The 25223-nt window shown below is 63.2% G+C and carries 26 protein-coding genes; all 26 read right to left on the bottom strand.

What is annotated here, in order from left to right:
- Positions 1–54: 54 nt before the first annotated feature.
- Positions 55–843 (bottom strand): protein phosphatase CheZ, encoded by a 789-nt coding sequence (locus IFT98_RS07040; protein ID WP_192047851.1) that lies wholly within the window; start codon positions 841–843, stop codon positions 55–57.
- Positions 844–862: 19 nt separating this feature from the next.
- Entirely contained in the window at positions 863–1237 is a 375-nt protein-coding gene (locus IFT98_RS07035) for a chemotaxis response regulator CheY (RefSeq protein WP_090362272.1), read from the bottom strand.
- 225 nt (positions 1238–1462) lie between these two features.
- Positions 1463–2209 (bottom strand): RNA polymerase sigma factor FliA, encoded by a 747-nt coding sequence (gene fliA / locus IFT98_RS07030; RefSeq protein WP_240998692.1) that lies wholly within the window; start codon positions 2207–2209, stop codon positions 1463–1465.
- On the bottom strand, positions 2203–3036 hold the full coding sequence (gene fleN, locus IFT98_RS07025; RefSeq protein ID WP_192047850.1) for a flagellar synthesis regulator FleN: 834 nt from the start codon (positions 3034–3036) through the stop codon (positions 2203–2205). Before fleN ends, fliA begins: the two co-directional genes overlap by 7 nt.
- A 118-nt stretch (positions 3037–3154) precedes the next feature.
- Positions 3155–4474: a flagellar biosynthesis protein FlhF gene (gene flhF / locus IFT98_RS07020; RefSeq protein ID WP_122794826.1), complete on the bottom strand. Its 1320-nt coding sequence runs from the start codon at positions 4472–4474 to the stop codon at positions 3155–3157.
- Between the two features lie 11 nt (positions 4475–4485).
- Positions 4486–6615, bottom strand: a complete 2130-nt coding sequence (gene flhA, locus IFT98_RS07015; RefSeq protein ID WP_122476754.1) for a flagellar biosynthesis protein FlhA — start codon at positions 6613–6615, stop codon at positions 4486–4488.
- Between the two features lie 310 nt (positions 6616–6925).
- Positions 6926–8062 carry a flagellar biosynthesis protein FlhB gene (flhB, locus tag IFT98_RS07010; RefSeq protein ID WP_122475891.1) on the bottom strand — a complete coding sequence of 379 codons (1137 nt, stop codon included), beginning with the start codon at positions 8060–8062 and terminating at the stop codon, positions 6926–6928.
- A 3-nt stretch (positions 8063–8065) separates the two neighbouring features.
- Entirely contained in the window at positions 8066–8851 is a 786-nt protein-coding gene (fliR, locus tag IFT98_RS07005; protein ID WP_122475893.1) for a flagellar biosynthetic protein FliR, read from the bottom strand.
- Entirely contained in the window at positions 8851–9120 is a 270-nt protein-coding gene (gene fliQ / locus IFT98_RS07000; protein WP_043186065.1) for a flagellar biosynthesis protein FliQ, read from the bottom strand. The genes fliR and fliQ overlap by 1 nt, the downstream gene beginning before the upstream one ends.
- Positions 9121–9146: 26 nt before the next feature.
- Complete coding sequence (gene fliP / locus IFT98_RS06995) at positions 9147–9899, bottom strand: flagellar type III secretion system pore protein FliP (protein WP_122713696.1); 753 nt, start codon at positions 9897–9899, stop codon at positions 9147–9149.
- Positions 9899–10342, bottom strand: coding sequence for a flagellar biosynthetic protein FliO (gene fliO / locus IFT98_RS06990; RefSeq protein ID WP_192047849.1), 444 nt, complete (start codon positions 10340–10342; stop codon positions 9899–9901). Before fliO ends, fliP begins: the two co-directional genes overlap by 1 nt.
- Positions 10342–10812 (bottom strand): flagellar motor switch protein FliN, encoded by a 471-nt coding sequence (gene fliN, locus IFT98_RS06985; RefSeq protein WP_122713698.1) that lies wholly within the window; start codon positions 10810–10812, stop codon positions 10342–10344. The genes fliO and fliN overlap by 1 nt, the downstream gene beginning before the upstream one ends.
- 42 nt (positions 10813–10854) lie before the next feature.
- The gene (gene fliM / locus IFT98_RS06980) at positions 10855–11823 is read right to left on the bottom strand and encodes a flagellar motor switch protein FliM (protein ID WP_192047848.1); all 969 of its coding nucleotides are present in this window, start codon (positions 11821–11823) and stop codon (positions 10855–10857) included.
- A 9-nt stretch (positions 11824–11832) separates the two neighbouring features.
- Positions 11833–12342 (bottom strand): flagellar basal body-associated protein FliL, encoded by a 510-nt coding sequence (gene fliL, locus IFT98_RS06975; protein ID WP_192047847.1) that lies wholly within the window; start codon positions 12340–12342, stop codon positions 11833–11835.
- Positions 12343–12459: 117 nt separating this feature from the next.
- On the bottom strand, positions 12460–13803 hold the full coding sequence (locus tag IFT98_RS06970; RefSeq protein WP_192047846.1) for a flagellar hook-length control protein FliK: 1344 nt from the start codon (positions 13801–13803) through the stop codon (positions 12460–12462).
- A gap of 90 nt (positions 13804–13893) precedes the next feature.
- Positions 13894–14238, bottom strand: coding sequence for an Hpt domain-containing protein (locus tag IFT98_RS06965; protein ID WP_446730816.1), 345 nt, complete (start codon positions 14236–14238; stop codon positions 13894–13896).
- An 84-nt stretch (positions 14239–14322) separates the two neighbouring features.
- Positions 14323–16032 carry an ATP-binding SpoIIE family protein phosphatase gene (locus IFT98_RS06960; protein ID WP_192047845.1) on the bottom strand — a complete coding sequence of 570 codons (1710 nt, stop codon included), beginning with the start codon at positions 16030–16032 and terminating at the stop codon, positions 14323–14325.
- Positions 16032–16355 carry an STAS domain-containing protein gene (locus tag IFT98_RS06955; RefSeq protein ID WP_122794832.1) on the bottom strand — a complete coding sequence of 108 codons (324 nt, stop codon included), beginning with the start codon at positions 16353–16355 and terminating at the stop codon, positions 16032–16034. Before IFT98_RS06955 ends, IFT98_RS06960 begins: the two co-directional genes overlap by 1 nt.
- 83 nt (positions 16356–16438) lie before the next feature.
- Entirely contained in the window at positions 16439–16888 is a 450-nt protein-coding gene (fliJ, locus tag IFT98_RS06950) for a flagellar export protein FliJ (protein ID WP_122475909.1), read from the bottom strand.
- A 6-nt stretch (positions 16889–16894) separates the two neighbouring features.
- Positions 16895–18253: a flagellar protein export ATPase FliI gene (gene fliI, locus IFT98_RS06945; protein ID WP_122475911.1), complete on the bottom strand. Its 1359-nt coding sequence runs from the start codon at positions 18251–18253 to the stop codon at positions 16895–16897.
- Complete coding sequence (fliH, locus tag IFT98_RS06940; protein ID WP_192047844.1) at positions 18243–19010, bottom strand: flagellar assembly protein FliH; 768 nt, start codon at positions 19008–19010, stop codon at positions 18243–18245. Before fliH ends, fliI begins: the two co-directional genes overlap by 11 nt.
- A 99-nt stretch (positions 19011–19109) precedes the next feature.
- Complete coding sequence (fliG, locus tag IFT98_RS06935; RefSeq protein ID WP_043193255.1) at positions 19110–20129, bottom strand: flagellar motor switch protein FliG; 1020 nt, start codon at positions 20127–20129, stop codon at positions 19110–19112.
- Positions 20122–21909 carry a flagellar basal-body MS-ring/collar protein FliF gene (gene fliF, locus IFT98_RS06930; RefSeq protein ID WP_192047843.1) on the bottom strand — a complete coding sequence of 596 codons (1788 nt, stop codon included), beginning with the start codon at positions 21907–21909 and terminating at the stop codon, positions 20122–20124. The genes fliG and fliF overlap by 8 nt, the downstream gene beginning before the upstream one ends.
- 14 nt (positions 21910–21923) lie before the next feature.
- Complete coding sequence (fliE, locus tag IFT98_RS06925; protein WP_122794834.1) at positions 21924–22250, bottom strand: flagellar hook-basal body complex protein FliE; 327 nt, start codon at positions 22248–22250, stop codon at positions 21924–21926.
- Between the two features lie 151 nt (positions 22251–22401).
- A complete protein-coding gene (locus IFT98_RS06920; RefSeq protein ID WP_192047842.1) occupies positions 22402–23811 on the bottom strand; it encodes a sigma-54-dependent transcriptional regulator in 1410 nt (469 codons plus the stop codon).
- Positions 23808–24992 carry an ATP-binding protein gene (locus IFT98_RS06915; RefSeq protein WP_244650905.1) on the bottom strand — a complete coding sequence of 395 codons (1185 nt, stop codon included), beginning with the start codon at positions 24990–24992 and terminating at the stop codon, positions 23808–23810. The genes IFT98_RS06920 and IFT98_RS06915 overlap by 4 nt, the downstream gene beginning before the upstream one ends.
- Between the last annotated feature and the right edge of the window lie 231 nt (positions 24993–25223).

Genomic DNA, 25223 nt, shown 5'->3' with positions numbered 1-25223 from the left:
ATGCTCCCTGGAGTACGTGATTAACGGTCAACACAGTCAGGCGCAGGCGATGGCCTAGAAGCCCAGACTGGACAGCAGATCGTCGACATCGTCCTGACCGGATACGACGTCTTCACGTTTATCGGCATGGATCTGCGGACCTTCACCCTTGGCAGGATGTTTTTCTTGATCTTTTTCGGCGCGAAGCTGTTCGTGGTCGTGCTGGATGCCGGCAAAGCGATCCACCTGGCTGGCCATCAGGACCAGTTTGAGCAAGTTGCTCTCCACTTCGGTGACCAGCGCGGTGACACGCTTGATGACCTGGCCGGTGAGGTCCTGATAATCCTGGGCGAGCACGATGTCGTTGAGGTGGCTGGCGACTTCGCGATTGCCCTGCTCGCTACGGGTCAGGAAGCCGTCGACCCGGCGTGCCAGTTCGCGGAATTCGTCGGCGGCCACTTCGCGGCGCATGAAGCGCTGCCAGTCGACGCTCAAGACACTGGCCTCGGCACTCAGCGTGTTGAGCACCGGTGTGCTCTGCTCGACCAGATCCATGGTGCGGTTGGCCGCGTTTTCGGTCAGGCGCACCACATACGACAGACGTTCGGTCGCATCGGTGATCTGCGAAACCTCTTCGGCCTGGGGAATGTTCGGATCGATCTGGAAACTGACGATTGCGCTGTGCAGCTCCCGCGTCAGCTTGCCCACTTCCTGGTACAGGCCGCGATCGCGGGTCTGGTTCAATTCGTGGATCAGTTGCACCGCTTCGCCGAAACGGCCTTTTTCAAGGCTGTCGACCAGCTCCACGGCGTGTTTCTTCAGGGTCGACTCGAAGTCCCCCAACGTGCTTTGTTTGTGGTCCATTGCGCCCCCATTGCAGACTTCAGCTATTGACGCGCTCGAAAATCTTCTCGATTTTTTCTTTCAGCACTTGCGCAGTGAAAGGCTTGACCACATACCCGTTGACCCCGGCCTGGGCGGCTTCGATGATCTGCTCGCGCTTGGCCTCGGCGGTCACCATGAGCACCGGCAGGTGCTTGAGGCGATCGTCGGCGCGCACCTGGCGCAGCAGGTCGATGCCGGACATGCCGGGCATGTTCCAGTCGGTGACGAGAAAGTCGAAATTGCCGCTGTGCAACATCGGCAAGGCGGTGTTGCCGTCGTCGGCCTCGGCGGTGTTGGTGAAGCCCAGGTCACGCAGCAGGTTCTTGATGATGCGCCGCATCGTCGAGAAATCGTCGACGATGAGGATTTTCATGTTCTTGTCCAATTAGACCTCCAGCAGTCTTGAACACGCCCAGCCCCTGGACGTGCGTAACAATCGAATCCGGTTATATCCGCGGCCGTCGCAGATCGGCATTTCCCCGCAATCGCGTGGGAGCGGTCATCGGCCGCGAATCAGGCGCCGCTGTATGTCTGACATACATCGGTGCTCCCTTCGCGGCCAATGACCGCTCCCACATGTCCTGCGAATCCCTTTGGGTCAGCGTGCCCGCCACTCTCCCAGGCGCCCGCGCAGTCGCGCCGCGCACTGGCTGTGCAACTGGCTTACCCGCGATTCGCTGACACCCAGTACCTCACCGATTTCCTTGAGGTTCAGTTCCTCGTCGTAATACAACGACAAGACCAGCTTCTCGCGTTCGGGCAGGTTGGCGATGGCCTCGGCCAGCGCGCCTTGAAAGCGTTCATCCTCGAGATCCCGCGAGGGCTCCAGCGAACCGCTGGCGCCGTCTTCGTGCAGGCCCTCGTGCTCACCGTCCTGCAGCAGATCGTCGAAACTGAACAGGCGGCTGCCCAGGGTATCGTTCAGGATCCCGTAGTAATCATCCAGACTCAGACTAAGTTCGGCCGCGATCTCGTGATCTTTAGCGTCGCGACCGGTTTTCGACTCGATTCGGCGAATGGCATCACTGACCATGCGGGTATTGCGGTGGACCGAACGCGGCGCCCAGTCACCCTTGCGCACTTCATCGAGCATCGCGCCGCGGATCCGAATGCCGGCATAGGTCTCGAAACTGGCCCCTTTGCTCGAGTCGTACTTGGTCGAGACCTCCAGCAGACCGATCATGCCGGCCTGGATCAGGTCTTCCACCTGCACGCTGGCTGGCAGCCGCGCCAGCAGGTGGTAGGCGATACGCTTGACCAGCGGCGCGTATTGCTCGATCAGCTGATGCTGCTGCGAGTCGCGCGACGCCTTGCTGTACATACGGTATCCGCTGGCGCTCATGATACGGGCCCTGCGCTGGTTTGCTGGACCAGGCGTTCGACGAAGAACTCCAGGTGGCCACGGGGATTGGCCGGCAACGGCCAGGTGTCTACTTTCTGCGCGATTGCCTTGAAGGCCAGCGAGCATTTGGAACGGGGAAACGCCTCGTACACGGCGCGCTGCTTCTGCACGGCCTTGCGCACCGACTCGTCGTACGGAACGGCGCCAACGTACTGCAGGGCCACGTCGAGGAAGCGGTCGGTCACCTTGGTCAGCTTGGCGAACAGATTGCGCCCTTCCTGGGGGCTTTGCGCCATGTTGGCCAAGACCCGGAAGCGGTTCATGCCGTGGTCGCGATTGAGCAGTTTGATCAGGGCGTAGGCATCGGTGATCGAGGTCGGCTCGTCGCACACCACCAGCAGGACTTCCTGGGCCGCGCGGACGAAGCTCACTACCGATTCGCCGATACCGGCGGCGGTGTCGATGATCAGCACGTCGAGGTTGTCGCCCACATCGCTGAAGGCCTGGATCAGGCCGGCGTGCTGGGCCGGGCTCAGCTGGACCATGCTCTGGGTGCCGGAGGCTGCGGGCACGACACGGATGCCCCCAGGGCCCTGCAACATCACGTCGCGCAGTTCGCAGCGACCTTCGATCACGTCGGCCAGGGTGCGCTTGGGGGTCAGGCCCAGCAACACGTCGACGTTGGCCAGGCCAAGGTCGGCGTCCAGCAACATGACCCGGCGGCCGAGCTCGGCCAACGCCAGGGACAAGTTCACTGACACATTAGTCTTGCCGACGCCACCTTTGCCGCCGGTCACCGCGATCACCTGTACGGGATGCATGCTGCCCATGTTCGTTCTTTACCTTGTCTAGACCGAGGCCACACGAGTGGCTGCCAGTTCGATTGCTCGAGTGTTTCCTGGCAACCCTACGATGCAGGAAGAGTGTGCTTGCATAACGTTCTTCACCTCAGCCAACTCGCTTGTCGGGGCTGTGGTAGAGACCCGCGAACATATCGGCCATGGCCTCTTCGCTGGGCTCTTCTTGCATTTGCACGCTCACTGCGCGGCTGACCAACTGGTGCCGGCGCGGCAAATGCAAGTCATCGGGAATGCGCGGCCCATCGGTAAGATAGGCAATCGGCAGTTCCTGACTGATGGCCAGGCTCAGCACTTCGCCGAGACAGGCCGTTTCATCCAGTTTGGTCAGGATGCACCCGGCCAGACCGCAACGCTTGTAGCTATGGTACGCGGCGCTGAGCACCTGCTTCTGGCTGGTGGTTGCCAGCACCAGGTAGTTGCGCGCATTGATGCCGCGTCCGGCCAGGCTCTCGAGCTGCATGCGCAGGGCCGGATCGCTGGCTTGCAGGCCCGCGGTGTCGATCAACACCACACGCTTGCGCAGCAAGGGTTCCAGCGCCTGTACCAATGACTGGCCCGGATCGACCTGAGTCACCGATACATTGAGAATGCGACCCAGGGTCTTGAGCTGCTCCTGGGCACCGATGCGAAAGCTGTCCATGCTCACCAGGGCCACGCTCTGGGAACCGTACTTGAGCACATAGCGGGCTGCCAGCTTGGCCAGGGTGGTGGTCTTGCCCATGCCGGCCGGGCCGACCATGGCAATCACACCACCTTCTTCAAGCGGTTCCACTTCAGGTGTACGGATCATACGCGCCAAGTGCGCCAGCAGCATCCGCCATGCCTGCCGAGGTTCGTTGATTTCGCTGGTCAGGCTGAGCAGCTCGCGAGCGATCGGGCCGGACAAGCCGATGCGCTGCAAACGACGCCACAGATTCGCCTGCGCCGGCTTGCTGCCTTGCAGCTGGGTCCAGGCCAGTGAGCCCAGCTGCACTTCCAGCAGTTGGCGCAAACCGTTGAGTTCGGAACGCATGGAATCGAAAAGACGTTGGTCGACGGCAGGCTGTGGCGCGGGGGCCGCCTGGACACGCGGTGGCTCTTCGCGACGCGGCTCGACCAGCGGCTCGGCGGCGGTCAACGGCAGGCCTGCGACCAGCTGGCGGTTGGTGGCCGCATCGCTCTCGCCACGGGTGCTCAGCTCGGCCTGGGCCGAAACGATCCGCGACTGGGTCTTGCGCAGCTCTTCTTCCAACTCGAGGTTGGGCACGCGCGGCGCCAGGGCCGACAGCTTGTAGTCCAGCGCTGCGGTCAGCTCGACGCCGCCGGCGATCCGACGGTTGCCGATGATGGCAGCGTCGGCGCCCAGCTCGTCGCGGACCAATTTCATGGCCTGACGCATGTCGGCGGCGAAAAATCGCTTCACTTGCATAACCCACTACCTCAGCCGTTGGGCCCTACTGTCGCAACGATGGTGACTTGCTTGTTATCAGGGATTTCCTGATAGGCCAGTACATGAAGGTTGGGGATCGCCAGGCGACCGAAGCGTGACAGCATCGCGCGGACCGGACCGGCCACCAGCAGTATTACCGGTTGGCCCTGCATCTCCTGCCGCTGCGCCGCATCGATCAAGGATCTCTGCAGTTTCTCCGCCATGCTCGGTTCCAGCAAAACGCCTTCTTCCTGACCCTGACCAGCCTTCTGAAGACTATTTAGCAATATCTGTTCCAACCTTGGTTCCAGCGTGATGACAGGCAGCTCCGACTCAATGCCTACAATGCTTTGCACGATGGCGCGGGACAAACCGACCCTGACGGCCTGGACCAGCGCGGCGGTATCTTGACTCCGATGCCCATTGTTGGCGATCGCTTCCGCAATGCTGCGGATGTCGCGAACCGGTACCTGCTCTGCCAGCAGCGCCTGCAGCACCTTGAGCAGCGAAGACAGCGAAAGGATGCCGGGAACCAGCTCTTCGGCGAGCTTGGGCGAGCCTTTTGCCAGAACTTGCAGCAGTTGTTGGACTTCTTCGTGGCCGATCAGCTCATGGGCATGCTTCTGCAGAATCTGGTTCAAGTGCGTGGCCACTACCGTACTGGCATCGACCACCGTGTAGCCCAGCGACTGCGCCTGGCTGCGCAGGTTGACGTCGATCCAGACCGCGTCCAGACCAAACGCCGGATCCTTGGCGGTGATGCCGTTCAACGAGCCGAAGACCTGACCGGGGTTGATGGCCAGCTCGCGATCCGGGTAGATCTCGGCTTCGGCGAGAATCACCCCCATGAGCGTCAAACGATAGGCGCTGGGTGCCAGGTCGAGATTGTCGCGAATATGAACAGTAGGCATGAGGAAGCCCAGGTCCTGGGACAGCTTCTTGCGTACGCCCTTGATCCGCGCCAGCAACTGGCCGCCCTGGTTGCGGTCCACCAGGGGGATCAGCCGATAGCCGACTTCCAGGCCAATCATGTCGATGGGCGTGACGTCGTCCCAGCCCAGCTCTTTGGTTTCCTGGGTCCGCGTCGGTGACGGCAGCAGCTCCTGTTGACGCTGCACTTCGGCCTGGGCCTGGACCTTGACGTCGTTCTGTTTTTTCCACAGCAGGTAGGCACCGCCACCGGCGATGGCGCCCAGGGTAATGAAGGCCATGTGCGGCATTCCGGGCACCATGCCCATGATCACCATCAGCGCGCCGGAGACGGCCAGCGCCTTGGGCGAGGCGAACATCTGCCGCTGGATCTGCTTGCCCATCTCCTCGGAGCCCGATGCACGGGTCACCATGATGGCCGCTGCAGTGGACAGCAGCAGCGATGGCAGCTGCGCGACCAGGCCGTCACCGATGGTCAGCAGGGCGTACACCTTGCCCGCCTCGGCGAATGGCATGTTGTGTTGCAGCATGCCCACCAGCATGCCGCCGATCAGGTTGATGAACAGGATCAGCAGACCGGCGATGGCGTCGCCACGGACGAATTTGCTGGCACCGTCCATCGAGCCGTAGAACTCGGCTTCGGCGGCCACTTCGGTACGACGCGCCTTGGCCTGGTTCTGATCGATGAGACCGGCGTTGAGGTCGGCGTCGATAGCCATCTGCTTGCCGGGCATGGCATCCAGGGTGAACCGCGCGCTCACCTCGGAGATGCGCCCGGCGCCCTTGGTGACGACCACGAAGTTGATGATCATGAGGATGGCGAACACCACGATACCGACGATGTAGTTGCCGCCGATCACCACCTCACCAAATGCCTGGACCACTTTACCCGCGGCGGCATGGCCTTCCTGACCGTGGAGCATGATCACCCGCGTCGACGCCACGTTGAGCGCAAGGCGCAGCAGCGTGGCCACCAGCAGGATGGTCGGGAACACGGCGAAGTCCAGCGGACGCAGGGCGTACACGCACACCAGCAGCACGACGATGGACAAGGCGATGTTGAAGGTGAAGAACACGTCCAGCAGCAGTGCCGGGATCGGCAGCATCATCATCGCCAGCATCACCAGCAACAGCAGCGGCACACCCAGATTGCCGCGGCCAAGGCCGACGATGTTGCTACGAGCGGTGTTGATTAATTGAGAGCGATCCACCGACATTCCCCACTTCCCCAAGCGAACTTTTGACGCGCCAGGCGTCTTGCCAAGGGGCAGTGCAAGAAGAGGTCCAACTTTTGCCAGAGGGACTAAAGATTATCGAGGGGCTGCCGAGCCGGAGTGAAATCGATCTAACGGTGGTGCGTTCTTCGCGGGCGCTGACCGCTCCTACGGAGATCGCGGCAGGTCCGATCTTTCTGTGGAAGCGGTCCGTGACCGCGAAAAGCGCCGACCGCTCCTACAGAGATCGCGGCAGGTCCGAACTTTCTGTGGGAGCGGTCCGTGGCCGCGAAGGGCGCGACTCGCCCTAACTGTCTCGCTGCAGATCCGGCGGGATCGGCAGGTCCTGCAACGGATCGGGACGCTTGCCCCGCCCGGCCTGGTACTGGCGGATCTGGTAGACATAGGCAAGCACCTGCGCCACTGCCAGGTACAGCCCCGCCGGAATCTGCTGTTCGATCTCGGTGGAATAGAAGATCGAGCGCGCCAGTGCCGGCGACTCCAGCACCTGAATACGATGCTCGTTGCCAATCTCGCGAATCTTCAAGGCAATGAAGTCCGAGCCCTTGGCCAGCAATACCGGCGCGTTGCCCTTCTCCGGATCGTATTTCAACGCCACTGCGTAGTGGGTCGGGTTGGTAATGATCACGTCCGCCTCGGGAATCGCCGTCATCATCCGTCGCTGCGACATTTCGCGCTGCAACTGGCGCACCCTCCCCTTTACCTCGGGCCGCCCTTCGGAGTCCTTGTGCTCGTCCTTGACCTCCTGCTTGGTCATCATCAGCTTCTGTTTGCTGCTGTACAGCTGGAACGGCACGTCCACGGCGGCAATCAACGCCAGTCCGCAGGACATCCACAAGGCGCTCCAGCCGACCAACTGCACGCTGTGGATGATCGCCATTTCCAACGGCTCGTTGGCAATGGCGAGCAGGTCGGTACGGTCTTTGGCCAGCACCATCATGGCAACGATCAGGGTGATGGCGAACTTGGCCAGTGCCTTCAGCAACTCGGTCAATGCATGCATGGAGAACATGCGCTTGAGGCCGGCGGCCGGGTTCATGCGGCTGAACTTGGGAGCCATGGAGCTGGCCGCGAACAACCAGCCGCCCAGCGCGACCGGGCCGATCAGCGCCGCCAACAGCAGAGTCACCAAAATCGGCTGGGTCGCCAGGATCGCCACCTTGCCCGACTGCAGCAGAAAGATGCCCATGTAGCGTTCATCGAGCAGCACCTCGCGGCTCAAGGTGAAGTTGCTGCGCATCAGTTCCAGCAGGCTTTGCGCCAGATGCCCGCCGAACGCCAGCAGCGCCCCGCACCCGGCAACCATCACTGCCAGCGTGTTGAGCTCTTTGGAACGGGCGATCTCGCCCTTTTCGCGCGAATCCTTCTTGCGCTTGTCCGTGGGGTCTTCTGTCTTGTCCGCACCGCTTTCGCTTTCGGCCATTGCCTACTCCGCTCGCGCCAATTCGCGCAGCCACTGCAAGGCGTTGGCTGCCAGCGGCTGATACTGGTTGAGAATGTCGCCCAGGCTGACCCACAGGATGAACATCCCCAGCACCAGGGTCAGCGGGAAGCCGATGGAAAAGATGTTCAACTGAGGCGCAGCGCGGGTCATCACGCCGAAGGCAATGTTGACCACCAGCAAGGCCGTGATGGCCGGCAGCACCAGCAGCACGCCCGCGCCCAGCACCCAGCCCATGCGCAGTACCACGTCCCAGTAGTGCGCGGTCAGCAGGCCGCCGCCGATGGGCAGCGTGGTGAAGCTCTCGGTCAGCACCTCGAACACCACCAGATGGCCGTTCATCGACAGGAACACCAGGGTCACCAGCATGCTGAAGAACTGGCCGATCACGGCCACGGACACACCGTTGGTGGGGTCGACCATGGACGCGAAGGCCATGCCCATCTGGATCGCGAGAATCTGTCCGGCAACGGTGAAGGCCTGGAACAGGAACTGCAACGAGAAACCGAACAACGCGCCGATGATGATCTGTTCGGCCACCAGCAGCAGCGCCTGGCCGCTGATGGCATCCACCGTGGGCGCTGGCGGCAATCCCGGCACGATGACCACAGTGATGGCCACGGCGACGTACAGGCGCACGCGCTGCGGCAGCACCTGCGTGCCGAAGATCGGCATGGTCATCAGCATCGAGGCGACGCGGAACAGCGGCAGGATGAAGCTGGCCACCCAGCCACCGATCTGCGCATCGGTCAGTTGCAGCAAGGGCTGCATCAGCCGATCACCTGCGGAATATTGGAATACAGCGTGGTGATGTACTCCATGAAGGTACGCACCATCCACGGCCCGATGACGATCAGTGTCACCAGCATCACCAACAGGCGCGGCAGGAAGCTCAGGGTCTGTTCGTTGATCTGCGTGGCGGCCTGGAACATGGCGATGATCAGGCCGACGATCAGGCTCGGCAGGACCAGGATCGCAACCATCACGGTGGTCAGCCACAGCGCTTCGCGGAACAGGTCGACGGCGACTTCTGGAGTCATGGGTTCAAGCTCCCTGGAAAGACAGATCAGACACCACCGAAACTCCCGGCCAGGGTCCCGATGATCAGCGCCCAGCCATCGACCAGCACGAACAGCATGATCTTGAACGGCAGCGAGATGATCAACGGCGACAGCATCATCATACCCATGGCCATCAGCACACTGGCCACCACCAGGTCGATGATCAGGAACGGAATGAAGATCATGAAGCCGATCTGGAACGCCGTTTTCAGCTCGGAGGTAACGAACGCCGGCACCAGAATGGTCAACGGCGCCTGATCGGCGCTGGCGATGTCGGTGCGTTTGGACAGCCGCATGAACAGCTCCAGGTCGCTCTGCCGGGTCTGCGCCAGCATGAAGTCCTTGATCGGGCCTTCGGCGCGGGCGACGGCATCCTGGGCGCTGAGCTGTTCACTCAAATAGGGTTGCAGGGCCTGCTGGTTCACCTTGTCGAACACCGGCGCCATGATGAACATGGTCAGGAACAGCGCCATGCCGGTCAACAGCTGGTTGGACGGCGTCTGTTGCAGGCCCAGTGCCTGGCGCAGGATGGAAAACACGATGATGATGCGCGTGAAGCTGGTCATCAACATGACGAACGCCGGAATGAAACTCAGCGCGGTCATGATCAGCAGAATCTGCAGGTTGACCGAATACTCCTGCTGCCCGTTGGCGCCGCTGGTCATGGTCAGCGCCGGAATCTGCAGCGGATCGGCGGCCAGGGCCATGGGCGCCGCCAACATCAGGCCCAGCGGCAGAACCGTGCGCAACACACCCATCACTTCTTATCCTTCTGGTCCTTGCCCAGCAGTTCCATCAGGCGCTGGGCGAATTCGGGTGTAGCCTGGGTGGTGCGGTCGGGTGGCTGCACCGGCGTGCTCATCACGTGCAGCGCGCTGATACGCCCCGGGCTGACACCCAGCAGGATCTGCTCCTCGCCCACCTGCACCAGCACCAGCCGGTCTCGCGGCCCCAGTGCCTTGGCACCGATCACGTCGATGACCTGACCCTGGCGCGGTGCCGCCTGCTGCACGCGCCGCATCAGCCACGCCAGCGCGAAGATCAAGGCCACCACCGCCAGCAGGCCCAGCACGGTCTGGGTCAACTGACCGGCCAAACCAGTGCCTCCCGAGGCCACCACCGGCGTCGCCGCGGGGGTCACTTCGGGCGCCGCGAACACGGCCACGGGCAAAAGCAGCAGGGCCCACAGGTACCTGCCCATCACCGCAGCTTCTTGATGCGTTCGCTGGGGCTGATCACGTCGGTCAGGCGAATGCCGAACTTTTCGTTGACCACCACCACTTCGCCGTGGGCGATCAGCGTGCCGTTGACCAGCACGTCCAACGCCTCGCCAGCCAGGCGGTCGAGTTCGATCACCGAGCCCTGGTTGAGCTGCAGCAGGTTGCGAATGCTGATGTCGGTCGCCCCGACCTCCATGGAAATGGTGACCGGAATGTCGAGGATCACATCGAGGTTCGGACCCTCGAGCGTGACCGGCCCGTTACCCGATTTGGGCGAACTGCCGAACTCTTCCATCGGCAGGCGCGAGGAACTCGAGCCGCCGCGCGTATCGGCGGCCAACAGCGCGTCGATGTCATCCTGCCCGGCATCCCCGGACTCATCCAGAGCAGCCGCCCATTCATCGGCGAGCGCCTGGTCTTCGGCAGAAATTGTCTCATCTTGATCAGCCATCAGTGGTCCTCGACGGGCATCTAAATCATCAGGTCGAACCGATCAGCGACGCTCGATCGGTTCGATAACTTGTAAAGCCAGGTTGCCTTTGTGCGAGCCAAGCTTGGCCTTGAACGAAGGCACGCCATTGGCGCGCAGGATCAGCTCTTCCGGCAGCTCCACCGGGATCACGTCGCCGGGCTGCATGTGCAGGATGTCGCGCAGCTTGAGCTGGCGCCGCGCCACGGTGGCGCCCAGGGGAACGCTGACATCCAGAACGTCTTCGCGCAGCGCCTTGCTCCAGCGCTCGTCCTGGTCGTCCAGGTCGGACTGGAAGCCGGCATCGAGCATCTCGCGCACCGGCTCGATCATCGAGTACGGCATGGTCACATGCAGGTCGCCACCGCCGCCATCGAGTTCGATGTGGAAGGTGGACACCACGACCGCCTCGCTGGGCCCGACGATGTTGGCCATGGCCGGGTTGACCTCCGAGTTGATGTACTCGAAGTTGACTTCCATGATCGCCTGCCACGCTTCCTTCATGTCGAGAAAGGCCTGGTCCAGCACCATGCGTACCACCCGCAGTTCGGTAGGGGTGAACTCGCGGCCCTCGATCTTGGCATGACGGCCGTCACCGCCGAAGAAGTTGTCGACCAGCTTGAATACCAGCTTGGCATCGAGAATGAACAGGCCGGTGCCGCGCAGTGGCTTGATCTTCACCAGGTTGAGGCTGGTGGGCACGTACAGTGAATGCACGTACTCGCCGAACTTCATCACCTGCACGCCGCCTACCGCTACATCGGCGGAGCGACGCAGCAGGTTGAACATGCTGATGCGGGTGTAGCGGGCGAAGCGCTCGTTGATCATTTCCAGCGTCGGCATGCGCCCACGCACGATGCGGTCCTGAGTGGTCAGGTCGTAGCTCCTGATCCCCCCGGGTTCGCCATTGCCTTCGGTTTGCACCAGGCCATCGTCGACGCCATGCAGCAGCGCATCGATCTCGTCCTGGGACAGCAGGTCCTGTACGGCCATGAGTTGTTCCTACTGCAATACGAAGTTAGTGAAGAGCACCTGGTCGATCACGGGCTTGCCCACCTCTTTCTGCGCCACTTCCTGAACGCTTGCGGTAGCCTTCTGGCGCAGCATTTCCTGGCCGATCGGCGTGGTCAAGGTTTCGAAAGGCTGACCGGAAAACAGCATGACCAGATTATTGCGGATGACCGGTGTGTGCACCTTCAGAGCATCCATGTCGGCCTTGTCCCGCGCCTGCAGCACGATGCTGACCTGCATGTAGCGATCACGACCGTTCTGCTTGAAGTTGACCACGAAGGCGGGTGTCAGCGGTTCGTAGATTGCCGCAGGTTTGACGTGGGCAGCATCGGCCGGGGTTTTATCCGCGGGCGCCTCGGCGGGTTTGTGCATCAGGAACCAGGTGGCCCCGACCGACAGGCCGATGGCCAGCAGCAGGCCCACGACCAGCAGGATGATCAGCTTGAGTTTGCCCTTGCCTTCCTTGGCTGCGGGTTCCTTTGCTTCTTCGGTCTTTGCCATGCCAATAATCCGTCACCATTGAGGGGTAAGCGTACCCATGGCGACGATGGAGCAAGGGTTATGCCAACAATCCCTGCGGCTGAACTTCAAGGCCTGCAACCGGCCTTTCACGCACGGTCAGGCGTAGTAATCCACGGCGCTGCTCCCCAGCACCGTGCTGGAGGCTACTGGCTGTGCCGTCGCCACGGCAGGCTCGGCGGAATCGAGCGCGTCCGTGCCGGAGCGCTCGCCCCCACTGCGACGGCTCTGCTGTGCCTGCTGCTCGCCCTGAGACTGACGCGACTGATCGGACACGTTGACGTCCAGCTGCCCCATGCCCTGCTGGTTGAACATATCCTTGAGGCGATGCTGCTGGCTTTCCAGCGCCTCGCGCACGCCGATATGGGCGCTGGTGAAGGTCACCTGGGTCTGCTGGTCAGGTGTGATGTCGACACGGATGTCCAGACGCCCCAGTTCTGCGGGTGTCAGTTGAATGTCGGCTGATTTCAGATTCTGGCTCGACAGGTACATGACCCGATTGACCAGGCCTTCGGTCCATCCCGATTGCTGCATGGCCAACGGCTGGCCGAGCGGGCTGGCCAGCGGCGCCGCACTGCCGGTCTTGGCCGTGGTCGTCTGGGTCAAGGCCTGCAGGCGGTCGGCGAAGTTATCGACGCGGCTGTCGCTGGCCGCAGCGTCGGCATCCTTCAAGGCCCCGCCGATCAAGCCAGCGAAACCGTCATCGCCGCCCTCGCCCGCTTCGCCTGCCGACTCCTTGCTCACCATGGCCGCCAGACCATTGACGAAAGTGCCGTCGAGACCCTGCTCGCTGGCCGTCGAGGCGTCAGCCGATGACGTTTGGCTGGCATGTGCAGAGGTGGTGCCATTATTTTTGGCGGTCTGCTCCAACGCCAGCCGCAACGCGGGCAAATCGGCCAGCACGTCCTGGGTCGGGTCGAAAGCCTCGCCGGCGCCGTCGGTATCGCTGTCCAACAGACCGGTAGCGGTCACTGCCGGTGGCTGCACCTGGACCAATACGGGATTGACGGCGGGATCGGCCGGGACCGGCACCGCTGCAGGATCGACCGGCGCCGCGGCAGCGCTGACGCTGGGATCGTCCTTGTCGGCGGTATCGCTGACCTTGTCGTCGTCCTTGCCGGCAGGCTTGTCGGCCTTGTCTGTCTTGTCGAGCTTTTCAGGCTTGTCGGCCTTGGCAACTGGCAACTTCTTGCCGCTATCGGCAACCGTCGGGTTGGCGCCAGCCGCCTTTGAGGCCGGCGGCGTGGCGTTTTCCCGTGGGGCAGGCGGCGCAGGCTCGGTCCGCGCCTTGACCGCAACTTCGTGGTTTTGCCGTGCATAGAGATCGGCGAAACGTGGCGCCGAATCGTTGTCCGCTGCAGTGGGCTTGGCCGCGCCGGTGACTGATGCCGCGCGTGCAGCGGCGCCCAGTTGCAGCAACAAAGGGTTTGAAGCGACAGCCATGAAGATCTCCCCGATACGGTGGCGTTAACGCTGATAGCCATGGAGGAAGCAAGTATCGGGCCAGCGACAGGCTGCCGGTATCAACGACGCTCAACGCGCAAAGCGCGCGCGCTCTTGCGAATACAGTTGCAGGACCAGCACGAACTCGCGGTCGATCCGCTGCACGTGGGCATCGACGCCGTCGAGTGCGCCATGTCGGCAGTACTGCTCGAGCTCGCTGCACAGCTGCGCCAGGCGCAAGGCGCCCATGTTGCCGCTGCTGCCCTTGAAGCTGTGTGCAGCATGGCCCAGTTCGACCAGATCGCGTGATCGGTGCAGTTCGTTCAAGCGCAGTTGCGAGTCGCTCAGGAAGGTGTCCAGCAACAGCGGATATTCATCTTCCATGACTTCCCGCAAGGCCTCGAGGGCCGCAGGATCTGCATGGGCCCTTTGCAGCTGTTCGTCTGCCAGCTGTTCGTCTGTCAATCGCTCGTCTGCAAAGTGTTCGATAGTCACTTGTTCGCTCCTTGATCAAGCCGATTACGCTTGAGACTCCCAGGTAAATTCGACATGCGCGCTGCGCCCGTCTTCCGACCAGCCCGCGCTGTGGCTCAGTTGGCGGACCAGATTGACCCCGCGCCCAGACAGCCCGTGCACGCTGGGCGGCTTCGCCAGGACCTGTTTCGGATCGAATCCCTTGCCGCTGTCTTCGACCACGATTCTCAGGACCCCGCCAACCCCTTGCGGGCGTACCTGCAAGTGTATGCGTATATAGCCCTCTTCCAAAGCCGCCAGGCGACTGTTGCGCAGCGTGTAGTACTGGGCAAACCCGGCGGCATCGCACTTGAGCGCGGAATCGAGGTTCAGGACACCGTGCTCCAGGGCGTTGGAGTATAACTCGGCGAATACGCTGTAGAGCTCTCCGCTCTGCGAGCGCAGCCCGTGAATCTCCTGCAGCAGTTGCAGAATGTAGGGCAACGGGTTGAAGCGGCGCAACGTGTCTGCACGAAACTCGTACGTGGCCGACCAGTCGAGCGGACTCGACTGGCCGCTGTCGGAATAGATCAGGCTGGCCGGCGGCTGGCGTTCGGCGTCGATCAATGCCAACTGCACCATGCTCACATCGTCGCGCGATTCGCCGCGGAAATCATGCAGCGCCTGCAGAATGCCTTCGAACAGTGATTCAGGGTCCTTGTGGGTGTCGAAGACGCGTTCGAGCCGCTCCACGCCGAACGACACTTCCTGCGCATTGCTGGTTTCGATGACGCCGTCGGACAGCAGCAGGACCCGGTCGCCCGGCGCCAGCGGCCAGACCTCGGTCTGGTCTTCGAAACGGGTGGCCGGCAATACGCCCAGCGGCAGATGACGCGACACCAGCGCCACGCGCGCCGAGCCGTCCTGGCGATGCAGGTAGCCGTCGGGCATGCCGCCGTTCCAGACTTCCACCGTGCAGTGCTGAAAACTCAGGCGCAGCATGGTGGCGCAGCAGAACATGTCGACCGGCAGGATCCGCTTGAGCTTGGCGTTCATCTCGCGAAGGATTTCGGTCAGTCCGTAGCCCTTCGCCGTCATGCCATAGAACACCTCGGCCAAGGGCATCGCGCCTACCGCCGCGGGCAGCCCGTGCCCGGTGAAATCACCGAGCAGCACGTGCATGTCGCCCGAGGGTGTGTAGGCAGCCAGCAGCAAGTCGCCGTTGAACAGCGCGTAGGGCGACTGCAGGTAACGCACGTTGGGCGCGTCGAGGCATCCGGAATGCGCGATCTGGTCGAATACCGCCTTGGCCACGCGCTGCTCGTTGAGCAGGTAATCATGGTGACGGGTGATCAGGTCGCGCTGCTCGAGCACCGTGGCCTGCAAACGGCGCAGGCGATCCATGGCCTTGATCTTGGCGGCCAGGATCACCTGGTTGTAGGGTTTTGCCAGGAAGTCGTCGCCACCGGCGTCCAGGCAACGTACCAGCGCCTGTTCTTCGGTCAGCGAGGTCAGGAAGATCACCGGCACCAGGGCCTCACCGGCCAGCTGCTTGATGGCACGCGCGGCCTCGAAGCCGTCCATGACCGGCATCATGGCGTCGAGCAGCACCAGCTGCGGGCGCTGCTGGCGGAACGCTTCGACCGCCTCCTGGCCGTTGCTGGCCGTGATCACCGCGTGGCCCTGACGTCGCACGATGCTGGACAGCAGCATGCGGTCGGTCATGTTGTCGTCGGCGATCAGGACCGTCAGCGCCTCTTCATCGGCCGGCTGCATCAGGAGATCTTGAACAACTTGTCGAAGTTGGAGATCGCCAGGATCTTGCGCACGTCCGGGGAGATGTTCACCAGCGCAATGTCGGCGTTGTCGCCACCGGCGTGGTCACGCAGCAACAGCAGCATGCCCAGCGCCGAGCTGTCCATGTAGGTGGTGTTCTTCAGGTCGATGACATAACGGCTGGGCTTGCCTGCACGCTCGTCTTCGTAGGCTTCGCGAAACTGCTGATGCAGGCTGAAATCGAACCGGCCTGAAATAGCCACCGATGAGGTATTGCTTTCGGCGTCGAAGGTCTGGGTGACAGAACTCTGGGTTACAGCCATGTAGTAATGCTCCTTGGGTGTGCCTTGCAGGCAAGATGTAGCACCGCTCTGCAGAGCGTTCAACGGGTACTGACAGATTCCGGCTAAAAGTTCTCGTGCCTGGGCAGGCGTTGCGACAACTCGTCGAGCAGCCGCTGCTCTCGCTTGTCTTCCAATTGCCGAGCCTCGAGGATGTAGCGCTGCACCAGCTTGCGCAGCCCTTCAACTCGAGCATAGGCCTGCTGCCAGGTCGCGCGCGCATTGTTGAGGTTGTTCTGATGCCACGCAAGGCTCTGTTTCTGCTGGCCGACCGCGGTTTCCAACTGGTTGAGAAAGCGCTGGTAGTTCAACAGCCACTGCCCGGACACGCCGCGGCTGCCATTGCTGATCCACTGTTGCTGGTAGTCGTTGCGGAAGCGTTCGAGCTCGGCCAACTTGGCTTCGGCCAGGCTCACCTGGCCTTGGAAATGCCCCAGGCGCTGCGCAGCCTTGCGTTCGGTACTTTCGGCCATTTCCACCACGGGAGCCAGACGGGCTGCACGACTCATCGCCATCGTCGCTTACCCCGGTGCCACGGGTGTGAACACTGCCGCCAGGCGCTCGGCGCTGGCCTGCAGGCTTTCATTGTCGTTCAGCCCCTGGCGCAGATAGCGTACCAGTTGCGGCTGAAGGGCAATGGCCAGGTCAGTCTCGCGATCGCCGCCAGCCACGTAGGCACCGACGCTGATCAAATCACGGCTCTGCTGGTAGCGCGACCACAGCTGCTTGAACTGCTGGGCCTGGGCCAGGTGCTGGGGGCTGACCACGCTGGGCATCACCCGGCTGATCGACGCTTCGATATCGATGGCCGGGTAATGCCCTTCTTCGGCCAGGCGTCGCGACAGCACGATGTGGCCATCGAGTACACCCCGTGCCGAGTCGGCGATCGGGTCCTGCTGATCGTCGCCTTCGGACAACACCGTATAGAACGCGGTGATCGAGCCGCCACCGGCCTCGGCATTGCCGGCCCGCTCGACCAGCTTGGGCAGCTTGGCGAAAACAGAGGGCGGATAGCCCTTGGTGGCAGGTGGCTCGCCGATGGCCAGGGCGATTTCCCGCTGGGCCTGGGCGAAACGGGTCAGCGAGTCCATCAGCAACAGGACATTCTTGCCCTTGTCGCGAAAGTACTCGGCAATGCGGGTGCAGTACATCGCCGCGCGCAGACGCATCAGCGGCGCTTCGTCTGCCGGCGACGCCACCACCACCGAACGACGCAGGCCCTCCTCGCCCAAGGTGTGTTCGATGAACTCCTTGACCTCGCGGCCGCGCTCGCCGATCAGCCCGACGACGATGATGTCGGCCTCGGTGAAGCGCGTCATCATGCCCAGCAGCACACTCTTGCCCACACCGGTACCGGCGAACAGGCCCAGGCGCTGGCCACGGCCCACGGTCAACAAGCCGTTGATGCTGCGAATGCCGACATCCAGCGGCTGGCTGATCGGATCACGCTTGAGCGGGTTGATGGTGGGACCGTCCATGGGGATCCAGTCCTCCGCCTTCATGCCGCCCTTGCCGTCCAGCGCGCGCCCGGCGCCGTCGAGAATACGTCCGAGCATGCTCATGCCCATGGGCAGGCGGCCAGTGTCGGCGACCGGGACCACCCGCGCGCCCGGCGCGATGCCGCTCACGCTGCCCACCGGCATCAGGTAGATCTTGCTGCCGGAAAAGCCCATGACTTCCGCTTCGACCTGCACCGGCTGGTCGCTGTCGTCGTTGATCACCACACAGCGACTGCCCATGGCGGCACGCAGCCCTTCGGCCTCCAGGGTGAGCCCGACCATGCGCAGCAGGCGCCCTTCGACGATCGGTTGGCGCGGCAGGTCGATGGCCGCCTCGTAGGTGCCCAGGCGTTTGCCGAAGCTGGTGCGGTCAAGCTTCATCGGACGCACCCAGCTCGATAGTGATGTCAGCCGGGGCCGGGTGCATGTTCTGCTCGTGCAATTGATCGAACAGCTGGGCAATGGCCTGGGTAATGCGTGTCTCCATGCTGGCATCGATACGACTGTGTTCGGTTTCGATGCGGCAACCACCGGGCTGCAACGCGTCGTCTTCCTGGATACGCCAGTTTTCCTCGTGCTTCTCCCGCAATGACTTGATCTGCTCGAAGTCCTGGGGATTGATGAAGATACGGATGTTGTTGGCACCCATGGGCAACAGCTTGAGCGCCTCACGCAGGACTTTCTCGATCTGGCTGGAATCGGTGACCAGCTCGCGGCGAATGACCTGTCGGGCGATGTGCCCCACCAGCTCGACCAGGGATTTTTCGATCTGGGTGTCCTGATCGGCGATGGGCGTCAACAGGTGACCCAGCAGCCGGTCGAACTGCACGAGCTTGCTGGCCAGTGCAGCCTCGGCTTCCTGGCGCACTTTGAGCTGGGTACTGTGGAAGCCTTCTTTCTCGCCAGTGGCGAAACCCTCGTTATAGGCTTCCTGGCGAATGGCTTCGAGTTCTTCCAGGGTGATGGGTTGAACCTCGTCGAGGGGCACCTCTTCGATCTCCTCGACCGAGGCCGGGGCCAGCACCACCTCGGCGGCAGGCCGTTCGGGATCGAAGCTGGGCAACGCCCACAGGTCGGCGCTGCGCGCATCGACGGCGCGGATCAGTTCACTGACGGGTTCTTGCGGGGGGCGGGACATGGCTTGCGATTCCTGGCGCCTGGGTGCGGAATGGGGTCGCTCGGAGCCGACCACCCCAGGGTGGCCAGCCTCCACGACAGAGGTCCGGGAGAGAGATGATTAGATCATCTCTTCCCCACCCTTGCCACCCAGCACGATTTCACCGGCCTCGGCCATGCGCCGGGCGATGGTGAGCACTTCCTTCTGCGCCGACTCGACGTCGCTGACCCGCACCGGCCCCTTGGCCTCGAGGTCGTCGCGCAGCAGCTCGGCCGCGCGCTTGGACATGTTCTTGAAGATCTTTTCGCGCACGCCTTCGTCGGCGCCCTTGAGCGCCACCACCAGCACGTCGGAAGAGACTTCGCGCAGCAACGCCTGGATGCCGCGATCGTCGACATCCTTGAGATTGTTGAAAACGAACATCAGGTCTTCGATCTGCCCGGACAGTTCTTCGTCGACCTCGCGTATGGAATCCATCAACTGGCCCTCGGACGAGCTGTCGAGGAAGTTCATGATGTCGGCGGCGCGCTTGACCCCACCCAGGGTGGTCCGCGTGGCGTTGGAGTTGCCGGAGAACTGTTTCTCCAGAATGGTGTTGAGTTCTTTCAGCGCCGCGGGCTGTACGGTGTTGAGCGAGGACACGCGCAGGATGATGTCCAGGCGCGCCTTGTGCTCGAAATGCGCCAGCACTTCGCCGGCCTGGTCGGGGTCGAGGTAGGCCACCACGATCGACTGGATCTGCGGGTGTTCGTAGCGAATGACGTCGGCCACGGCGCGTGGCTCCATCCATTTCAGGCTGTCCAGGCCACTGGTGTTGCCGCCCAGCAGAATCCGGTCGATCAGGCCGTTGGCCTTGTCTTCGCCCAGGGCCGAGGTGAGCATCTTGCGGATGTAGTTATCAGAGCCGACACCCAGACCGGTCTGATCACCGACCACGGTGACGAACTCGCTCATCACCTGCTCGACCTGCTCACGGTGCACGTTGCGCATCTGCGCCATGGCCACGCCCACGCGCTGGACCTCTTTGGGCCCCATGTGGCGAAGCACCTGCGCCGCGTCGGTTTCACCCAGCGACAGCAGAAGAATGGCGGCCTTGTCGACCTTGGTCAGCTTGGGGGTGACGGCTTGTGAACTACTCATCGGCATTGATCCACTCTTTCACGACCTGGGCCACTCGGCCCGGGTCTTCGGCCACAAGACTCTTGATTGCATTCAGTTGGGCGTCATAGCCCTCGGTCGGGCTGGGCAGCAGAATGCTCTGCGGCCCACCCAGGCTGACCCGATCGTTGGCCAGCTCGCTGTCCATGCCCAGGGCGGCCACACCGTCCAGCCCGCCAGTAGCACCGAGTTCGGCATCGCCTGGCTTGGATTTGCCACCACCGGTGATATTGGTCAGCACCGGGCGCAACACGCCGAATACCAGGACCAGGATGAACAGCACGCCCAGCGCCTGTTTCATGATGTCCCAGAACCAGGGTTCCTTGTAGAACGCAGGCTCGGTGATGACTTCCGCCGAGTTGGGCGCAAACGGTACGTTGATCACCGTCACGCTGTCGCCACGGCTGGCATCGAAGCCTACGGCGTCCTGTACCAGGCGCGTGAAACGGGCCAGCTCCTGAGCATTCCAGGGTGCCAGGGTCACCGTGCCGTCGGCCGGGTTGACCTTGGCCTGATCATCGACCACCACGGCGACCGACAACCGGGTCAGGCGACCCTGCTGCTGCTTGGTGTGGCTGATGGAGCGGTCAAGCTCGAAGTTCTTGGTCGACTGCTGGCGCTTGTCGGCCGGATACGGCGCCAGCATCGGCTGGCCGGTGGCCGGGTCCATGATCTGCTGGCCATTGGCGTCCAGTAGCGGCTGGCCTGGTTGGATCGCGCCGGCAGCTGCCTGCCCCTGGGCGGCATTCTGCGGTGCAGTGGCCGGGCCCGGTGGCTGGTTGCTCAAAGCGCCGGGCACACCCGATGGGCCCGAACCACTGGAACGCTGTTCGCTGGTGGACTGCTCGCTGCGCAGTGCCGGCTGGTCCGGGTTGAACTGCTCGGAGGTCGATTCGACCGCGCTGAAGTCCAGGTCTGCCGACACCTCGGCCTTGAACCGATCACTGCCCACCACCGGTTGCAGTATGTTGTGCACACGCTGGGTCAGCATGCTCTCCATGCGGCGGCTGTAGTCGTATTGCTTGCCGGCCATGGTCAGCGCGTTGTCTTCCAGCTGCGCCGACAGCAGCGTGCCCTTCTGGTCGACGACCGACACGTTGGACTTGTTAAGTTCCGGGACGCTGGTTGCCACCAGATTGACGATGGCCGCCACCTGGCCGGCATCCAGGGTACGGTTGGGGTACATTTCTACCAGCACCGAGGCAGTCGGCTTGCGCTCGTCACGGACGAACACCGAACTCTTCGGGATGGCCAGGTGCACGCGCGCCGCGCGGATATTGTTCAGGCTGCCGATGGTGCGGGCCAGCTCGCCTTCCAGGCTGCGGCGGTAGCGCGCAGTTTCCATGAACTGGCTGGTGCCCAGGCCTTGTTCCTTGTCGAGCGACTCGTAGCCGACATTGCCGTCGCTGGGTGCAACGCCGGCCGAGGCGAGGGCGATGCGCGCGCGCGACTGGTCGTCGGCCTTGACCAGCAAGGCACCCGAATTGGGTTCCACGGTATAGGGAATGTTGGCGGTGGTCAGGGTGTCGATCACCTGCTTGGTGTCCATGCCCGCCAGGCTGCCGTACAGCGGCCGGTAGTCGGGTTGCTGCGACCAGAGCACCACGGCGAAGCCGATCGCGACGCTCGCGGCCAGGCCGACCAGCAGGCCGACCTGACGCAGCATGGTCATCTGCGACAGATTCTGCAGGACAGACAAGCCCATGAGCGGCGATTTGTTGCCGCTCTTGGCAGGGAGGTTATCGGTGGTCGCTTCAGCCATGACTCAATTCGTCCTCAGACCGGCATCTGCATGATGTCTTGGTATGCCTGGACCAGCTTGTTGCGCACTTGGGTCAAGGCCTGGAACGAGACGCTGGCTTTCTGCGAGGCGATCATCACATCGGTGAGGTCGACGCCACTCTTGCCGATCTCGAAGGCAGTGGCCAACTGGCTGGAAGCACCCTGCACGTCGGCGACCTTGTTGATGGCGCCGCCGAGCATGTCGGCAAAGCTGCTGGCGCCGACTTCCGGCGCCGCAACCGCTGCAGGCTTGGCCATGGCGTCCGCCTGCATGGCGCGCATGTCCAGCATCAAGCGGTTGAATTCAATACCTTGGCTCATGGGTGACCCTCTGCGACGACCTGCGTTTTTTTGACACTGCTGCATTCTCTACGGAGGTAGTAGCAAGGAGGGTGCCAGTTGCAGTCGCAGGCTTGCGAAACAGATCGGTGGCGACGAATTGCCACAGCGGTTACCAGTCAGCGCGCCCCATTCAAGAGGCGAACAGGCTGGCTTCCACGTCCATTCCGGCATCGCGCATCTGCGCCAGCTTGTAACGCAGTGTCCGCGGGCTGATGCCCAGGCGCTCGGCGGCTTCCTTGCGGCGGCCGCGCTCGCTGCGCAGGGTGTCAATGATCATCTCGAATTCACGACGGCGCAGATCGTCTTCCAACGCCCCGGCCGGCAGCCCCGCCGGCGCCTGGGTTTCCAACGGCAGTGCCGGGGCACGGGCTTGCACCACCAGGCTCAACGGCGGCAACGGCGCCGCGCCTGCAGGCCCGGCCAGGCAGAAGTCGGCGGCCTGGATCAGGCCGCCGTGCTGCAGGATCAAGGCGCGCTGGATGGCGTTGTCCAGCTCGCGAACGTTGCCCGGCCACGGATGATCGAGCAGAGACTGTTCGGCCTGCGGCGAGAAACGCACAGGCGCATGCTTCATCTTGTCGACGTGGCGAGCCAACAAGCGTCGCGCCAGCGGCAGGATATCGGCGCGGCGCTCGCGCAGAGGTGTCCACGCCAGCGGGAAGACCGAAAGACGGTAGAACAGGTCTTCGCGAAAACGCCCTGCCGCCACGTCCGCCGCCAGGTTGCGGTTGGTGGTGGCGATGACGCGTATGTCCAGGGCAATCGGCTTGCGCGCGCCGACGCGCTCGACCTCACGCTCCTGCAACACGCGCAACAGCTTGGCCTGCAGGCCCAGCGGCATCTCGGAAATTTCGTCGAGCAGCAAGGTGCCGCCATCGGCCTGCTCGAACTTGCCTGCCTGCGCCGCGACAGCGCCAGTGAACGCACCCTTCTCGTGGCCAAACAGCGTGGCTTCGAGCATGTTGTCGGGAATGGCCGCGCAGTTGATGGCGACGAAAGCCTGTTCTGCGCGCCGCGACTGCTGGTGAATGTAGCGCGCCAGCACTTCCTTGCCGGTGCCCGATTCACCGGATATCAGCACCGTGGAATCACTGCGCGCGACCCGCGCCGCCAGCTCGAGCAAGGCCAGGCTGGCCGGCTCCAGTGCCACCGGGCCGTGATCGGTGCCGGCCGGGACCAGGCCGCGGCCATGCCGGGTCACCAGGTCGAGCAGCGCACGCGGCTCGAATGGCTTCACCAGATAGTCCGCCGCACCTTGACGCATCGCATCCACCGCGCGCTCGACAGCGCCATGGGCCGTCATCAGCAACACCGGCAGTTGCGGCTGCCGGGCACGTAGCCTGGCAAGCAACTGGTGCCCATCGATACCGGGCATGTTGACGTCGCTGACGACGATCCCGAAGGGCTCGCGCGCCACCGCCAGCAGCGCTTCCTCGGCACAGCTCACCGCCTCGAATTCGAAGCCACCCAGCTCCAGCGTATCGCCCAGCGCCTCGCGCAGGGCGCGGTCGTCCTCGACCAACAGCACCTTGATGCTCATGGCGCACGCTCCTGCAGGGCAACCAATGGCAGGGTCAAGGTGGCGCAGCTGCCGCGACCAAGCGTTGAGCGCAGCGTCAACTCGCCTTGATGCGCCCTTGCCACGGCCTTGACCACCGACAGGCCAAGCCCGGTACCGGTGGGCTTGGTGGTGAAGAACGGCTCACCCAGCCGCGCCAGCGTTGCCGGGGCCATGCCGGGCCCGTCGTCACTGACGCACAGGCGCAGGGTGTCGTCGCGCGCATACAGGTGGACCTTCAGCCGTGCCTCGCCGGCGCTGGCCTGGATGGCGTTGTCGAGCAGGTTGAGTACCGCGCCCACCAAGGTGTCCTTGTTGCACAGCAACTCGCCGGCATGGCTGTCGCATTGCCAACGCACGGCAACGTTCTGCACGTGGGGCTGAGCGGCAGCCTGCAGGGCCTGCAACAACTGCCGGGGTGTGAGGCGATCGGACAGCGGTAGCTCGCCGCGGGCGAACACTAGCATGTCGCGAACCTGGTTTTCCAACTCGTGCAGACGTTCCTTGAGGCGGCCAGCGAAGCGCTGCTGGGTCTGCACCGGGAGTGGCTTGTCGGTCAGGTGACTGGCGTACAACAGCGCCGCCGACAGCGGCGTGCGTATCTGGTGAGCCAGCGAGGCCATCATCCGGCCCAATGACGACAGGCGTTCGCTGCGCGCCACTTCGCTCTGCAGACGGCGGGTTTCGGTCAGATCGGTGAGCAGTACCAATTGGCCAGGCTCGGCGTCCAGCGAGCGGGTGGAAATCGACAGACGCCGCCCATCGTTCAAGGAGATCTCATGACCATCGTCGCGGCGGGGCGCGAAACTGCGGACGATCACCTCGCGCCACAGTTCGCCTGCCAGAGGCTCACCCAGCATTTGCGCGGCTGCCGGGTTGGCTTCGCGCACGCGACCCTGTCCATCGATGACGATGACGCCGCCGGGCAACAGATCGAGCAGGTTCTGCAGGCGATTGGCAAGCCGTTCCTTTTCTGCCAGTTCGGCCAGGCGCTGGGCGCTGACCACTTCCAGCTCACCCTTGAGCGATGCCACACGCGCCTCGAGCAGGCTGTAGGAGTCGCTCAACCGGTCGGACATCTGGTCGAACAGCGCGAAGGCCTGGTCCAACCCCTGGCGGCTGTCGGCTGGCGCTACGGACACGGAAGCGTCGCTGCGGGGCATGGGCGCGGACGGCTGGCTAGCGGCCTGTGGCATGGGTCTCTCTCACTTGGCTCACCGTCAAAAACGGTATCGTGAAAGGGACAAAAGCAATAGCCGTGCCGGATGAAACCTTGCGGGCTGCAAGCACCGCGAGGAACATTCCAATGGAGCGGGGAAAGTGTGGGAGTTCAAGCGCTTGGCGCGCTTTGAGTGAAGCGCAGGACATCGCATGAAGCATGGCCGCTGCCTGAA

Source organism: Pseudomonas sp. CFBP 8770 (assembly GCF_014841705.1).
GTDB lineage: Bacteria > Pseudomonadota > Gammaproteobacteria > Pseudomonadales > Pseudomonadaceae > Aquipseudomonas.
Note: the sequence above shows the minus strand (reverse complement) of the source record. Positions and strands in the feature narration are given on the sequence as shown.

What these genes read in the sequence shown, in the direction of transcription:
- IFT98_RS07040 (WP_192047851.1), bottom strand. Translation starts at nt 843, where the DNA reads ATGGACCACAAACAAAGCACGTTGGGGGACTTCGAGTCGACCCTGAAG.
- IFT98_RS07035 (WP_090362272.1), bottom strand. Translation starts at nt 1,237, where the DNA reads ATGAAAATCCTCATCGTCGACGATTTCTCGACGATGCGGCGCATCATC.
- fleN (WP_192047850.1), bottom strand. Translation starts at nt 3,036, where the DNA reads ATGGGCAGCATGCATCCCGTACAGGTGATCGCGGTGACCGGCGGCAAA.
- flhF (WP_122794826.1), bottom strand. Translation starts at nt 4,474, where the DNA reads ATGCAAGTGAAGCGATTTTTCGCCGCCGACATGCGTCAGGCCATGAAA.
- flhB (WP_122475891.1), bottom strand. Translation starts at nt 8,062, where the DNA reads ATGGCCGAAAGCGAAAGCGGTGCGGACAAGACAGAAGACCCCACGGAC.
- fliR (WP_122475893.1), bottom strand. Translation starts at nt 8,851, where the DNA reads ATGCAGCCCTTGCTGCAACTGACCGATGCGCAGATCGGTGGCTGGGTG.
- fliQ (WP_043186065.1), bottom strand. Translation starts at nt 9,120, where the DNA reads ATGACTCCAGAAGTCGCCGTCGACCTGTTCCGCGAAGCGCTGTGGCTG.
- fliP (WP_122713696.1), bottom strand. Translation starts at nt 9,899, where the DNA reads ATGGGTGTGTTGCGCACGGTTCTGCCGCTGGGCCTGATGTTGGCGGCG.
- fliO (WP_192047849.1), bottom strand. Translation starts at nt 10,342, where the DNA reads ATGGGCAGGTACCTGTGGGCCCTGCTGCTTTTGCCCGTGGCCGTGTTC.
- fliN (WP_122713698.1), bottom strand. Translation starts at nt 10,812, where the DNA reads ATGGCTGATCAAGATGAGACAATTTCTGCCGAAGACCAGGCGCTCGCC.
- fliM (WP_192047848.1), bottom strand. Translation starts at nt 11,823, where the DNA reads ATGGCCGTACAGGACCTGCTGTCCCAGGACGAGATCGATGCGCTGCTG.
- fliL (WP_192047847.1), bottom strand. Translation starts at nt 12,342, where the DNA reads ATGGCAAAGACCGAAGAAGCAAAGGAACCCGCAGCCAAGGAAGGCAAG.
- IFT98_RS06970 (WP_192047846.1), bottom strand. Translation starts at nt 13,803, where the DNA reads ATGGCTGTCGCTTCAAACCCTTTGTTGCTGCAACTGGGCGCCGCTGCA.
- IFT98_RS06960 (WP_192047845.1), bottom strand. Translation starts at nt 16,032, where the DNA reads ATGCAGCCGGCCGATGAAGAGGCGCTGACGGTCCTGATCGCCGACGAC.
- IFT98_RS06955 (WP_122794832.1), bottom strand. Translation starts at nt 16,355, where the DNA reads ATGGCTGTAACCCAGAGTTCTGTCACCCAGACCTTCGACGCCGAAAGC.
- fliJ (WP_122475909.1), bottom strand. Translation starts at nt 16,888, where the DNA reads ATGGCGATGAGTCGTGCAGCCCGTCTGGCTCCCGTGGTGGAAATGGCC.
- fliI (WP_122475911.1), bottom strand. Translation starts at nt 18,253, where the DNA reads ATGAAGCTTGACCGCACCAGCTTCGGCAAACGCCTGGGCACCTACGAG.
- fliH (WP_192047844.1), bottom strand. Translation starts at nt 19,010, where the DNA reads ATGTCCCGCCCCCCGCAAGAACCCGTCAGTGAACTGATCCGCGCCGTC.
- fliG (WP_043193255.1), bottom strand. Translation starts at nt 20,129, where the DNA reads ATGAGTAGTTCACAAGCCGTCACCCCCAAGCTGACCAAGGTCGACAAG.
- fliF (WP_192047843.1), bottom strand. Translation starts at nt 21,909, where the DNA reads ATGGCTGAAGCGACCACCGATAACCTCCCTGCCAAGAGCGGCAACAAA.
- fliE (WP_122794834.1), bottom strand. Translation starts at nt 22,250, where the DNA reads ATGAGCCAAGGTATTGAATTCAACCGCTTGATGCTGGACATGCGCGCC.
- IFT98_RS06920 (WP_192047842.1), bottom strand. Translation starts at nt 23,811, where the DNA reads ATGAGCATCAAGGTGCTGTTGGTCGAGGACGACCGCGCCCTGCGCGAG.
- IFT98_RS06915 (WP_244650905.1), bottom strand. Translation starts at nt 24,992, where the DNA reads ATGCCCCGCAGCGACGCTTCCGTGTCCGTAGCGCCAGCCGACAGCCGC.